At 68.8% G+C, this 12,348-nt stretch carries 14 protein-coding genes; 9 read left to right on the forward strand and 5 right to left on the reverse strand.

Going from position 1 to position 12,348, the window contains the following annotated elements; translation table 11 throughout:
- Positions 1-68: 68 nt before the first annotated feature.
- Positions 69-344, reverse strand: a complete 276-nt coding sequence (locus tag ABZ195_RS04115) for a hypothetical protein (protein ID WP_355216046.1) — start codon at positions 342-344, stop codon at positions 69-71.
- 145 nt (positions 345-489) lie between these two features.
- Here ABZ195_RS04115 and ABZ195_RS04120 point away from each other — a divergent pair, with 145 nt between their 5' ends.
- Both ABZ195_RS04120 and ABZ195_RS04125 read left to right on the forward strand, forming a co-directional pair.
- Entirely contained in the window at positions 490-678 is a 189-nt protein-coding gene (locus ABZ195_RS04120) for a hypothetical protein (RefSeq protein WP_355215148.1), read from the forward strand.
- A gap of 5 nt (positions 679-683) precedes the next feature.
- Positions 684-1,004 (forward strand): hypothetical protein, encoded by a 321-nt coding sequence (locus ABZ195_RS04125; protein WP_355215149.1) that lies wholly within the window; start codon positions 684-686, stop codon positions 1,002-1,004.
- Between the two features lie 3 nt (positions 1,005-1,007).
- On the opposite strand, the gene ABZ195_RS04130 is transcribed toward ABZ195_RS04125, so the two are convergent.
- Positions 1,008-1,832 carry a mechanosensitive ion channel family protein gene (locus tag ABZ195_RS04130; RefSeq protein WP_355215151.1) on the reverse strand — a complete coding sequence of 275 codons (825 nt, stop codon included), beginning with the start codon at positions 1,830-1,832 and terminating at the stop codon, positions 1,008-1,010.
- Between the two features lie 288 nt (positions 1,833-2,120).
- On the opposite strand from ABZ195_RS04130, the gene ABZ195_RS04135 reads away from it, so the two are divergent.
- Positions 2,121-2,807, forward strand: coding sequence for an HAD family hydrolase (locus ABZ195_RS04135; RefSeq protein WP_355215153.1), 687 nt, complete (start codon positions 2,121-2,123; stop codon positions 2,805-2,807).
- Positions 2,808-2,811: 4 nt separating this feature from the next.
- Here ABZ195_RS04135 and ABZ195_RS04140 read toward each other — a convergent pair whose 3' ends face one another.
- Positions 2,812-3,828 carry a DNA topoisomerase IB gene (locus ABZ195_RS04140; protein WP_355215155.1) on the reverse strand — a complete coding sequence of 339 codons (1,017 nt, stop codon included), beginning with the start codon at positions 3,826-3,828 and terminating at the stop codon, positions 2,812-2,814.
- Between the two features lie 9 nt (positions 3,829-3,837).
- A complete protein-coding gene (locus ABZ195_RS04145) occupies positions 3,838-4,053 on the reverse strand; it encodes a DUF2945 domain-containing protein (protein WP_355215157.1) in 216 nt (71 codons plus the stop codon).
- A 97-nt stretch (positions 4,054-4,150) separates the two neighbouring features.
- Here ABZ195_RS04145 and ABZ195_RS04150 point away from each other — a divergent pair, with 97 nt between their 5' ends.
- On the forward strand, positions 4,151-4,951 hold the full coding sequence (locus ABZ195_RS04150; protein ID WP_355215159.1) for an alpha/beta hydrolase: 801 nt from the start codon (positions 4,151-4,153) through the stop codon (positions 4,949-4,951).
- On the forward strand, positions 4,948-6,120 hold the full coding sequence (locus ABZ195_RS04155; RefSeq protein WP_355215161.1) for a SpoIIE family protein phosphatase: 1,173 nt from the start codon (positions 4,948-4,950) through the stop codon (positions 6,118-6,120). Before ABZ195_RS04150 ends, ABZ195_RS04155 begins: the two co-directional genes overlap by 4 nt.
- On the opposite strand, the gene ABZ195_RS04160 is transcribed toward ABZ195_RS04155, so the two are convergent.
- Positions 6,117-8,306, reverse strand: a complete 2,190-nt coding sequence (locus tag ABZ195_RS04160; RefSeq protein ID WP_355215163.1) for a SpoIIE family protein phosphatase — start codon at positions 8,304-8,306, stop codon at positions 6,117-6,119. The genes ABZ195_RS04155 and ABZ195_RS04160 overlap by 4 nt on opposite strands.
- 319 nt (positions 8,307-8,625) lie before the next feature.
- Here ABZ195_RS04160 and ABZ195_RS04165 point away from each other — a divergent pair, with 319 nt between their 5' ends.
- From ABZ195_RS04165 to ABZ195_RS04180, 4 genes are all read left to right on the forward strand, one after another.
- Positions 8,626-8,979: an STAS domain-containing protein gene (locus ABZ195_RS04165; RefSeq protein ID WP_355215165.1), complete on the forward strand. Its 354-nt coding sequence runs from the start codon at positions 8,626-8,628 to the stop codon at positions 8,977-8,979.
- An 84-nt stretch (positions 8,980-9,063) separates the two neighbouring features.
- The gene (locus ABZ195_RS04170) at positions 9,064-10,269 is read left to right on the forward strand and encodes a SpoIIE family protein phosphatase (RefSeq protein ID WP_355215167.1); all 1,206 of its coding nucleotides are present in this window, start codon (positions 9,064-9,066) and stop codon (positions 10,267-10,269) included.
- Positions 10,269-11,882, forward strand: a complete 1,614-nt coding sequence (locus ABZ195_RS04175) for a CHASE3 domain-containing protein (protein ID WP_355215169.1) — start codon at positions 10,269-10,271, stop codon at positions 11,880-11,882. The genes ABZ195_RS04170 and ABZ195_RS04175 overlap by 1 nt, the downstream gene beginning before the upstream one ends.
- The gene (locus tag ABZ195_RS04180; protein WP_355215171.1) at positions 11,879-12,319 is read left to right on the forward strand and encodes a response regulator; all 441 of its coding nucleotides are present in this window, start codon (positions 11,879-11,881) and stop codon (positions 12,317-12,319) included. Before ABZ195_RS04175 ends, ABZ195_RS04180 begins: the two co-directional genes overlap by 4 nt.
- Positions 12,320-12,348: the final 29 nt, after the last annotated feature.

The following is a 12,348-nucleotide window of genomic DNA, read 5'->3' on the forward strand; positions in this document are numbered from 1 at the left end:
TGGCGCACGAGCTTCGTGCGCCACCATGACCGACTCTTACCCGAGTGCAACGTGGGGAAACCCCGCCCCTACAGGTGCGGAGCCTCCTTGATCTTGCTGTCTTCCTTGCCTGCGGTCTGGCAGAAGGTCTGCACCGACAGCTTCGTCCCGGTGATCTCGAGTTGCGCTGCGTCGGTGCCTTTTTCGTCCTTCAGCATCTTCGACACCGCCGTCTGCTGGTCACCGTCGTTGGCCTTGAGGTAGTCCTTGCACGACGTGTCCCCGCCTTCGACCTTCGCGCCGCAACCGCTCAACAACACTCCGAGAGCCAGGCTCGCCGTCGCCATGCCCGTCATCGCCTTCATGCGCATCAAGCTCAAACCTCCTGCGAGTTTGCCGTGGACCGCCTTGGTCCCCATGCATGTGCCCTACGGCGGACGGTGCGAAACGTCTAGGGGTGTGGGCGGCCGGGATCGGGGTATCCCATGGCGGCACCCAGGAGGTACGCCCATGTCCGAACGACACCACACAGACGAGCCCGAGAATCGGTCGAGCAGCGAATCGGACGTCGACGACGACTCCCACGTCGCGGCATCTCGCGCCGACCGCGACGGTGGCGGCAGCTACGTCGGCGAGCAGGCCTCCGACGACGACTTCGACTCCGGCGAGACGGGCGCCGAGGCGCGCGCCCAGGGCTGACGCCCGTGGACACCGGAACTCAGAGCAGCACCCGTACGGCGGTCAACTGGATCCTGGCGATCTTGAGCGCACCCGCTGCACTGGCCGTCGTCGTCTACTCCTACCTGCAGGTTCTCGGTACCGCCGGCTGCAGCAGCGGGACGTGCACGGAGTTTGGCCCCAACGAAACGGTCTTCGGCCTCATCGAATACGGCACGCCCGCGGTGGCTGCGGTCGCCGTTGGGCTGTCGTTCCTCACCGCGCGCCACCGGTACGGGATCGTCGTACCGGCGGTCGCGTGGCTCGTCGTCATCGCCGCCGCCGCGGTGCTGTTCACGACGTTCTGACCGTCAGACGGCGTCGACCGTCGTCGGGGTCCTGCTGTCGATGCCCTCGCGGCGCAGATCGGCGACCACCAGCTGCCGTAGACGTCGGCCGGCGTCGAACTGCTTGCCGGGCAACGTGCGCGCCACCATCCTCAGCTTGACCTCGTCCACGCCGATGCTCTCCACGCCCATCAGCGACGGCGAGTCCAGCAGCAGGGTCGGTAGGACCTCGTCGCTCATGGCCTTGTCCGAAACGCCCTTGAGGACGTCGTTGACCCGGTTGAGGTCAGCAGAGGCCGGCACCGGAATGTCGACCACCGCACGCGCCCAATCCTTGGACAGGTTGAGCGATTTCACGATCTGGCCGTTGGGCACGGTGAACATCTCACCGTCGCTGGTGCGTAGCTTGGTGACCCGCAGCGTGACGTCCTCGACCGTGCCGACCGCCTCGTTGCTGGCCCCGATGGTCAACTGGACGAGATCGCCGAAGCCGTACTGCTTCTCGGTGATGATGAAGAACCCGCTCAACAGATCCTGGACGATCCGCTGGGCGCCAAAGCCGAGGGCCGCACCGAGGACCGCGGCAGGTGCCACCAGCGAGCCGATCGGCAGACCGAGGGTGTTGACGACGTCGACGGACACCACCACGTACAGCACGGCGATGGCCACCGACGAGATCACCGACGCCACGGCCTGACGGTGCTTGACCGCCTCGGACTGCACGGTCGCGTCGGAGTCGTCACTCTCGGCGAGCCGCCTGCTGATGCGACCGGCGAGGTGACGGATCACCCTGGTGGCACCGATCGTGGCGACGATCACCAGCACGATGTGCAGGCCCTTGGTGGCCATCCACCGCCCGAAGCTGGACGACCACAGGCCGTCCCAGGCCGTTGCGAACTCGAATGCGTTGTGAGTAATAGTCATAAGCGAAAGTCACGGGATTCGAGAACCCCTGCGGCCGAAGCACATTCGGCCCACCTCCCCGTGACTCGACGTCCCTTCACGATCGTGGTGTTCACGCCCGGCCACTGCCTCGCGGGCCACGGCGTCCGTCCCTCCCCCGGCAGTCTGCGTTCCCGAGGGTCCCTCGGGTGAAACACCCGTTTCACCGGACCGGGCAGGGGAACCCCTCCGAGCATGCCCACACCCGCAGTCCTGTTCGACATCGACGGCACCCTGGTCGACTCCAACTATCTTCACGTGCACGCCTGGCAGCGGGCGTTCGCCCAGGTGGACGTCGACGTGGAGTCGTGGCGCATTCACCGCGGCATCGGGATGGACGGCTCGTCGCTGCTGGAGGAGTTGGCTCCGGACTCCGGCGACGAGGTCAAGGCCCGCGCCAAGGACCTGCATTCCCGCTTCTACCTGGAGACCGCACGCTTGCTCAAACCGCTGCCCGGCACGCGCCGTCTGCTCGACCTGGTCGCCGCCAGCGGATTGCAGGTCGTGTTGGCCACCTCGGCACCCGAGGACGAACTCGCGTTGTTGCGCAAGGTGCTCGACCAGGAGGACATCGTGTCGGCAGTGACCTCGTCGGAGGACGTCGAGACCGCCAAACCGCGTCCCGACATCGTCGAGGTCGCGCTGCGGCGCGCGGGTGTGGCGCCGGGTCAGGCGGTCTTCGTCGGGGACTCCGTCTGGGACGTCGAGGCGGCGGGCCGGGCCGGCGTGGAGTGCATCGGCGTCGAGAGTGGCGGCGTGGACGCGTCGAGGCTCATCGGCGAGGGCGCGGTGGCGGTCTACCGGAACCCGCGCGATCTCGCCGACGGCCTGGCGGACTCACCGATCGGCCAACTGGCCGCCAGCGTCTCCGAGCGCGGATGAGGCGTCAGGACTTGGCCACTCGGTGAATGAGGGTCCTCGTGGCGCGCTCGACGATGGCCTGCTTCTCGGCCGGGTCGTCGACGCGGGCCGCCCTCTTGGCGGCCGCTGCGATCGTCAGGCCCTGCTCGTACCCCAGCACCACCCGAGGGTCGACGTAGGACGTCCGCGCCACGGCGGGCGTGTTGCCCAGCCCTGCGGACACCTCCTTCATGACCGCCGACTCCACCCGCTTGACCACCTTCTTCGACACCGGCGGATCGGCGTCGACGAAGGCCGTCGCCGCCAGCACCGTGCCGTGCCAGGTGCGCAGATCCTTGACGCTGTAGTCGGCCCCGAGCAGCTCCTTGAACCGGGTGTTCAGGTCGTCGGCGTGTACGTCCTTCCAGCCGCCGTCACCCCGCACCACCAGGAAGCGCTCGCTCGGGCATTCCCGCCGCATCAACGACCGCACCGACCTCACGACCGCCGGATCGTCGATCTCGAGGCTGCGGCGGACCCCGCTCTTGGCCGGGAAGTCGAACGACACGACCCCCTTGCCGACACTGACGTGCTCGCATAGCAAGGTGGCCAACCCGTGGGAGTCGTTCTCCTCGGCGTACTGCTCGCCGCCGGCGCGGAAGTACCCCAGGTCGATGAGGTGCAGCGCCAGCGCGAGCACCCGCTGACGGGTGAAGCCGCGACCACCGAGATCCTTCGCGATCTCCGCCCGCCATCCGGGCAGCCGCTTCGACATCTCGAGCACCCGGTCGAACTTCGCCTCGGCGCGCTCTTCTTGCCACGCCCGGTGGTACAGGTACTGACGACGCCCGGCCGCGTCGGTTCCGACGGCTTGGATGTGGCCGTTGGGGTACGGGCTTATCCACACCTTCTTCCAGGCCGGCGGGATGACCAGTTCCTCGATGCGTGCGAGGTGCCGGCCATCGGTCAGCGAATCACCCTCGGCGTCGAGGTAGCTGAACCCCTTGCCGCGCCGAACCCGGGTCAGACCTGGCCCGGTGAGGACGCTTCGCCGCAGCCGCAACGCCGACCCTCAGTCCTTCTTCTCGAGCGCATCGGGACGGTGCACGGCCTCGCCGCCGCTCTTGTCACTGCGCACCAGGTACTGCGGGTCGTCCTTCGAGGCCCGCACGGTGCGCTTGGCGGCCTTGGTGTCGCTGGTGATCTTCTTCTCGACCGTGCCCTCGGCGGTACCGCCGTGGCTCTTCCATTCCACGTGGTCGCCCTTGGAGAAATCGTCGTTTGCCATGAATCGTCAATACCCATCTCGCACGCCGTCAAGCGTGGCCGGGGCAACCCGCGGCAACGGGGGAATGTTCGCGGGCCGGTCGTGAAATGATGACCGCGTGGACGTGGGCGCCAGGAACAACGTGACCTTCGCCGGTCTCGAGTCGGGGCCGACGGTGATGCTGGCCCACGGGTTCGGATGCGACCAGAACCTGTGGCGTCTCGTGGTCGAACGACTTCGGGATCGGTTCCACCTCGTGCTGTTCGACCACGTCGGATCGGGGCTGTCCGACCCGCAGGCATGGGACCCCGAGCGGTACTCCTCGTTGCAGAACTACGCCGACGACATCCTCGAGATCGCCGAGCGCCTCGACCTCACCGACGTCGTCTTCGTCGGTCATTCCGTGGCCGCCATGATGGGCGTGCTCGCCGTGGTGAAGGATCCCCGCCGCTTCGCCAAGCTCGTCTTGTTGACCCCGTCGCCCTGCTACCTCGACGACGACGACTACACCGGCGGATTCACCCGCATGGACATCGACGAACTGCTCGAGTCGATGGAGAGCAACTACCTCGGGTGGTCGCGGACCATGGCGCCGCGGGTGATGGGTACCCCCGATCGGCCGCAGCTCGAGGAGGAGCTCACCGAATCGTTCTGCCGCAACGATCCCGCGATGGCTCGGGTGTTCGCACGGACGACGTTCCTGTCGGACAATCGGGCCGACCTGCCCCGGGTCGGGATTCCGTCCTTGGTGATCGAGTGTCTCCACGACACCTTGGCCCCGCGTTCGGTCGGCGCCTACACCCACCAGCACATCGCGAGCAGCGCCATCGTCACGATCGACGCCACCGGTCACTGCCCTCAGCTCAGCGCTCCCGACCCGACCGCGGCGGCCATCGCGAGCTTCGCGACCCCGGCGTGACGGCCGGCTCCGAGGCCGTCCGCGACGCCTTCGACAACGCGCCGTGCGGGTACGTCATCACCACCCCGGACGGGGAGATCCAGGCCGTCAACCAAACCATCGCGTCCTGGCTGGGGCGCGAGCGAGACGCGCTGATCGGCACCCCCTTCGCGCAGATGCTGACCGCGGGCGGCCGCATCCACTACGAGACCCACTTCGCCCCGATGCTGCTGGCGTCCGGAGCACTCAGCGGCGTCGCCGTCGACATCGTCGCCTCCGACGGCAGACGACTCCCTGTCCTGCTCACGGCCAACGTCAAGTCCGACGCCGACGGCCGACCCCTGCTGGTCCGCATCGTCGCCGACGACGCCGCAGACCGTCGCTCCTACGAGCGCGAACTCCTGGCCGAACGCAGGCGTGCCGAGGAAGAACGCAGTCGCGCCGTGAGTCTGGCTCAGACGCTTCAGCTTTCGCTGGTCCCGCCGTCGTTCTCACCGCCCCCGGGCCTGCAGGTCGCCGCGCACTACCACAGCCCGTCGGCCGGCGACGTCGGCGGCGACTTCTACGACCTGTTCCCGCTGTCCCGCGAGAGGTACGGCTTCTTCCTGGGCGACGTATGCGGAAAGGGCGTCGGCGCAGCCACGTTGACGTCGTTGACCCGATACACGTTGCGGGCCGCCGCCGTCGGTGACGATCACCCGGTCACGGTGTTGCACACCCTCGACAGCGTCCTCAAGCAGGACGCCCACGGCGGCCGGGACTGGTTCTGCACGGTGCTCTTCGGCGTGATCTCAAGCGCTGCACACGGTTTCGACGTCCAGATTGCGACCGGCGGGCATCCGCCACCACTGCTGCTGCGCAGTGACGGCACCGCCGACTACGTGCCCACCAACGGGGGGCAGGCCGTCGGCCTGTTCTCCGAGCCGAGGTTCTCCTACACCCGGCTCGCGCTGTCACCGGGCGACACGCTGGTCGCATACTCCGACGGATACACCGAGGCGCGCACCGGCGCCGGGTCACGCTACGACGACGACGGCGCACTGCTGCGCTTCGCTCTCGCCCACTCCCCCAACGACGCTCACGGCATCGTGGCGGCCATGCGCGCCCTGATCGAGGACCTCGGCACCGGGGTCGACGACGACGCCGCCACGCTGGCGCTGAGCGTCGCCCCCGACGTCGTCGCGGTCTAGGACAGTTCGAAGTTCATCGTCACGGTGGTGCCGGTCGCGGTGCCGTCGAGGGAGACGTCACCGCTGACCGCGCGCATCAGCGGCACCCCGCGCCCGCGGGTCCGCGGATTGGCGTCGGGCAGTTTCCACGAGCCGAAGTCGTCGACGCGAATCGAGATCCCGCGCCCCTTGGCCTCGGCGCAAACCACCACGCGCCCCGGCGCCGCTCCGCGGTAGGCATGTTCGATGCTGTTGGTGCACGCCTCGTTGACCACCAGCACGATGTCCCCGCCGAGGTCGTCGGGGATCCCGGTGGCCTGCAGCCACGCGGTGATCTGACGCCGGATGTCGCTCAGCTGATCGGGGGTGGCGAGCACGTCGATCATCAGCGGCGCCGGCGGGCGTCGGTACACCACGATCGCGACGTCGTCGTCGAAGCCGTCCTTGGGCGCCAAGCGCTCCAGCACCGCGTCGGCGACGACGTCGGCCGAGGACTCGACCGTCTCGGCCAGCACGTGGCCCGCTCGTTCGATCCCGTCGTCCACCAACTCGTCTCGGCGTTCCACCAGACCGTCGGTGTAGAGCATCAGGGTGGAACCGGGCGGCAGGAACACCGAGGCCTCCGGCCGCGGACCCGACTTCTGCACCGCGAGCGGCACCGACGTGGCACCGGTCAGACTGCGGGCCGCTTCGCCGGGGGCGGCCAGCAGCGCCGGTATGTGTCCCGCGCTGCTGTAGGACATCTGCCCGGTGTCGGCGTCGACGATCCCGACGAAGACAGTGGTGCAATACGCGCCGGCGATGAGCGCGGCCGCGGAATCCAATTCGTCGAGCAACCGCCCCGGGCTGACGCCGTTGACCAGCAGTACCCGGGCCGAGCTGCGCAGCTGGCCCATCACCGCCGCGGCCGACAGCCCGCTGCCCACGCAGTCGCCGACGACGATCCCGACCTGGTGGTCGCCGACCGCGAGCACGTCGTACCAATCGCCGCCGATCTCCAGCGGCGAGGCGGCCGGCTCGTACCGGACCGCGAATCCGACGGGAGGCTTGGTCGTCGGCATCATCGTCCGCTGCAGGGTCGACGAGGCCTCCCTGGCGATCTCGAACTGGCGAACGTGCTGGACGGCGAGACTCAGATGCCCGACCAGCGTCGTGACGAGCAGCCGGTCGTCGTCTCCGATCACCCGAGGTTCGGCGTTCTCCAGCCACAGGGCAGTCGGCGTCACGCCGGAGAGCACGGCCATGATGCCCAACCACGGGCCCGACGGGCCGGCCGTCCCGATCGCCTGGACCGACAACGGCGGCCAATCCCGCGACTCGGTGAAGCGGGCCTGCAGGAACGGGTCGAGGTCGCGCCAGGCGATCGGCTCCGCCGACCCGGCGACCGTGACCTCGGGCTCGGCCCCCGACCTCGTCGACGTCACCGCGATCACCCGGGCGAGGTCGACGGCGGAGCGAAGCTCCTCGAGCACGATGTCGAGCACCTCGGCGACGCTGGTGGCGATGCCGACGGCCGTGGCCAGCCGCACCACGGCACGCTCCCGGGCGGAGGACGCCCGCGCCGACGTGACGTCGCGAATCGTGCCGACGTAGGCGTCCCCTTCGGTCACGTCGGTGGTGACGGAGTTGATGCTGACCTCGGCCCAGCTGATGCGGCCGTCCTGGTGGCGAATCTGGGTCTCGGCCGCGACGCTGCCCTCGTCGACCAGCAAGGCCAGCCGCCGACTGGCGTCATCCTGGTCGACCAGCCAGGGATACGGCCACCGGTACGGCAAACCCTCGGGTCCGCAGCCGGTGATCGTGGCGAACGCCTCGTTGACCTCGACGATCGTGCCCGCACGGTCGACGACGAAGAAGCCCTCCTGCAGGGAGTTCACCAGCGCCGTGCGGAAGGCGTCGCGAAGCTCCAGGTCGTCGGCCCGCGCGCGTTGCTGCTCGTAGCGCTCGGCGCCGTCGACGAATCCGCGGGAGGCGGCGTCGACGGCGGCGAGGGTCTGCTGCAGGAACCGCAGGGCCGCCGGACGCGACGAGGCGGGAAGGTCCTCGGCGAGCTGGAAGTGGCATTCGACCATGTCGGTCACGCTGAGGCGGTCCTCCAACGCCCGACGACCGAGATCGCGTCCGGCGCGCAGACTCTCCTCCCCGCCGACGTCCAGATAGTGCCGAAGAGCCGCCGCGTAACGGCCGGCGAAGTCCGCTTCGGTCATCGGGTCGTGACTCCGTCGTGCGCAGCAGGTGCTGAGGCGTCGACCGTCACGCGCGTGTGTTCCCCCAAAATGCGATTCGCAATCGCCACCGTGGGCACGAGGATGCTCCTTGACTAGCGGGCACGAGTGTCCGGCGGGTCCGAGTGCTCCGCCGCGTCCTTGCGTCCGGTTCGTTTGCCCGCCGATCTTGACATTAGCCTTGGGGGTGACGCGCGTGTCGAACCCCGGTTTGATCTTCGGGTGCGCCAACGCGGACACTAGACTTCGCGTGTCTCGTCGCCGCGGCGACGAACCAGAACGTCAGTAGGGAGGACGGCCGTTGCCGGCAGCCGATGCGATCTCGACCTCGGTCGAGCGGCGGAACGGGGCCACCGTGGTCAAGGTGGAGGGCGTGGTGGACCTCGCCACCTCACCCCACCTGGAGGAACTCCTGGCCGAGCTGCTCGAGCAGCACGCCAGCGCCCTGGTCGTCGACTTGACCGCGGTGACGTTCCTGGCCTCGGTTGGGCTGCGAATCCTCGCCGAGACTCACGAAAGAGCTGGCGGGACCGGCAAATTCGCGGTCGTGGCCAGCGGCCCTGCGACCGCACGCCCCATCCAGTTGACCAAGCTCGACGAGTTCCTGGCGCTCTACCCCAGCGCCGACGAGGCTCTCGCCGCACTCGGCGCCTAGCCACGCGGACTCGCACCGGTACTGTCTAATGACTGTCGATCATGGGCAGCGCCGTACTGCGACGTTCGAAGGATGTGGTTGCCGGTGGGGGCTCCACACGACCCAGGTGCGACGGCTGGTGCCCGCGTCGGGCCGCTGACCGGGCCCTTGTCGGTGCTGCTGGTCGAGGACGACCGCGGTGACGCCCTGTTGGTCGAGGAATTGGTCGCCGACGTCGACATCGACGTCCGGTTGGTCTGGGCGGCGTCGATGGCCGACGCCGAGGTCGAGCTGGACACGCTGCGCCCCGATTGCGTCCTGCTCGACCTCAACCTGCCCGACGCGAACGGCATCGCGGCGCTCGACCGCGTCACCAAGTGCGACCCCGCCATCCCGATCGTCGTGCTCACCGGTTTGACCGACGAGCACTTCGGCGTGTCCGCGCTCGCGTCGGGCGCGCAGGACTACCTGGTCAAGGGCCGCGTCGACGCCGAGATGCTTCGGCGGGCCCTGCTGTACGCCATCGAACGCAAGCGCGCCGAGATCACCGCGGCAGACCTCCGCGCCAGCCAGCTGCGGGCCCAGGAGAACTCCCGCCTCGAACGCGGGCTGCTGCCGTCACCGCTGCTGCTCGACGATCCCGGCGTCGACATCGTGGCGACGTACCGCCCGAGCCGGGCGAACGCACTGCTCGGCGGTGACTTCTACGACTTCGTCCAGACTCCCGACCGCACCGTCCACGTGATGGTCGGCGACGTGGCGGGCCACGGTCCCGACGAGGCCGCCCTGGGGGTCGCCTTGCGAATTGGCTGGCGCGCGTTGACCTTCGCCGGCCTGCGGGGCAACGAACGCATGGGTCAACTCGAGCGGATCCTGCGCGCGGAGAGCCCCGGTGCGCGGATCTTCGCCACGGTGGTGAGTCTCGCGTTCTCTCCGGATGACCGCAGCTACACCGTGGTCCGGGCCGGGCATCCCGGCATGCTGCTGCACGGCCCGGGCGGAGTGGAGTGGCTCGAGCCGCCCGCCGGCCCCGCTCTGGGTCTCGGTGCCGCGACGTGGCCCATCGCGGAATTGGAGTTGCCGGCCGGGCACGGTCTGCTGCTGCTGACCGACGGGCTGTTCGAGGGGCACGCGGGCGTCGGCAACGAACGGCTCGGCGAGGACGGCCTGCTCGAGCTGGCCCGGTCTCGGGCGGCCCTGACCGGTTCGGCGTTCGTCGATGCGCTCATCGAGGGCGCCAAGGAGAAGGCGGCGCTGCACGGCGGTCTGTCCGACGACGTCGCCGTCGTGCGAGTGGAACGGACTTCCTGATGGCGACCCAACCCGTGGAGACCTCCCATCGGTCCTCACCGCTGACCGTGCAGGGCTGGCAGACCCTGGTGCTGACCATCATGGGCCTGCTCATCCTCGGTGCCGGGATCGCGGGCGGGCTGCTGCTGAGCCGTTACGACGACGTCGCCCACCAGCTGATCGACGAGATCCAACCGTCGCGTTCGGCCGCCTACCAACTGCAGGCGGCGTTGCGCGATCAGGAGACCGCCATTCGGGGCTATGCCATCTCGGCCGATCCCCAGTTCCTGACCCCGTACTACACGGGGCAGCAGGCCCAGGCCGCCGCGACCCAGCAGCTGCGCGAGCACGCGGTCGGTCGCTCCGACCTGCTCGCCGACATGGACGCCGTCGACCGGGCCGCCGGCTCCTGGCGCACCGCGTTCGCCGAGCCGCTGATCGCCGCCATCCGCCCCGGCGCCCCCGCCGTGATGGACCCGGGTGTCGCAGACCGCGGCAAGGCTGAGTTCGACCGCATCCGGGCGCTCTTCGACACCCAGAACGCGCACCTCGCCGAGGCCCGGGCCGACGGAATCGTCGACCTCGACCGGGTCCGCTGGTGGCGCAACGCCGTTCTCGGCGCGATCGTCGTCGCACTTCTGCTGACCGCGGCGGCGCTGGCCGTGGTGATGCACACCGCGGTCACCCGGCCGCTGGCGTCGCTGGCGGCGTCGTGCCGGCGCATCACCGAGGGCGACTTCGGTCAGCGCATCGCGGTGCAGGGACCCAAGGACATCCGCGCCATCGCCGTCGACGTCGAGAACATGCGGCAGCGGATCGTCGACGAGCTCGAGGCATCCCGTCGGGCCGGGGCGCGACTGGACGAACAAACCGTGGAGTTGCGGCGGTCGAATGCGGAGCTCGAGCAGTTCGCCTACGTCGCCTCACACGATCTGCAAGAGCCGTTGCGCAAGGTCACCTCGTTCTGCCAGCTGCTCGAGAAGCGGTATCGCGACAAGCTCGACGATCGAGGCGTCGAGTACATCGACTTCGCCGTCGACGGCGCCAAGCGCATGCAGGTGCTGATCAACGACCTGCTCACCTTCTCCCGCGTCGGGCGCCTCAACGCCGCGCGCACCGACGTCGACCTCGGTGCCGCGCTGGAAGCCGGCCTGGCCAACCTGTCCGTGGCGATCGAGGAGTCCGACGCGGTCGTCGTGCGCCCTGCCGAGCCGCTGCCCCCGGTCGTCGGCGATCCGACCCTGCTGGCCATGCTGTGGCAGAACTTGATCGGCAACGCCATGAAGTTCCACCGCGAGGGCGTCGCGCCCCGGATCGCGATCGAATGGGAGCGCGCCGACGATTCGGCCGGACCCGACGATGCTCGGTATTCGTTCACCCTGTCCGACAACGGAATCGGCATCGCCCCCGAGTTCGTCGACAAGGTGTTCATCATCTTCCAGCGGCTACACGGTCGCGACACCTACGGTGGCACCGGCATCGGACTCGCCCTGTGCAAGAAGATCGTCGAACACCACGGTGGCACGATCTGGATCGACACGTCCTACACCGAGGGCACCCGGTTCCGCTTCACCCTGCCCGTACCCTCCCCGGCGCAGGTCCCCGCACCATCCCTGGAAGGAACGGCCCCATGACATCAGCCGCTCGACCGATCGACGTCCTGTTGGTGGAGGACGACCCGGGTGACGAGCTCATCACGCGGGAAGCCTTCGAGCACAACAAGATCAAGAACAATCTGCACGTGGCGCACGACGGCGAGGAGGGTCTGGACTTCCTCTACCGCCGCGGCGCCTTCGCCGACGCTCCCACGCCCGACCTGATCCTGCTGGACCTCAACCTGCCGAAGTACGACGGCAGGCAGTTGCTCGAGAAGATCAAGTCCGACCCGGACCTGAACCACATCCCGGTCGTCGTGCTGACCACCTCGGCGGCCGAGGAGGACATCCTGCGCAGCTACAAGCTGCACGCCAACGCCTACGTGACCAAACCCGTGGACCTCGACCAGTTCATGAACGCGGTCCGTCAGATCGACGAGTTCTTCGTGCAGGTCGTCCGGCTGCCCCAAGGCTGAGGTCGAGGCCCTGCGGTGAGTGAACCCCA

This window comes from Mycobacterium sp. NPDC006124, from assembly GCF_040614235.1.
Lineage (GTDB): Bacteria > Actinomycetota > Actinomycetes > Mycobacteriales > Mycobacteriaceae > Mycobacterium.

Bases quoted from the DNA above. Each gene is read 5' to 3' on its own strand.
- ABZ195_RS04120 (WP_355215148.1), top strand. From the start codon at position 490: ATGTCCGAACGACACCACACAGACGAGCCCGAGAATCGGTCGAGCAGC.
- ABZ195_RS04130 (WP_355215151.1), bottom strand. From the start codon at position 1,832: ATGGCCACCAAGGGCCTGCACATCGTGCTGGTGATCGTCGCCACGATC.
- ABZ195_RS04135 (WP_355215153.1), top strand. From the start codon at position 2,121: ATGCCCACACCCGCAGTCCTGTTCGACATCGACGGCACCCTGGTCGAC.
- ABZ195_RS04160 (WP_355215163.1), bottom strand. From the start codon at position 8,306: ATGACCGAAGCGGACTTCGCCGGCCGTTACGCGGCGGCTCTTCGGCAC.
- ABZ195_RS04145 (WP_355215157.1), bottom strand. From the start codon at position 4,053: ATGGCAAACGACGATTTCTCCAAGGGCGACCACGTGGAATGGAAGAGC.
- ABZ195_RS04180 (WP_355215171.1), top strand. From the start codon at position 11,879: ATGACATCAGCCGCTCGACCGATCGACGTCCTGTTGGTGGAGGACGAC.
- ABZ195_RS04175 (WP_355215169.1), top strand. From the start codon at position 10,269: ATGGCGACCCAACCCGTGGAGACCTCCCATCGGTCCTCACCGCTGACC.
- ABZ195_RS04115 (WP_355216046.1), bottom strand. From the start codon at position 344: ATGAAGGCGATGACGGGCATGGCGACGGCGAGCCTGGCTCTCGGAGTG.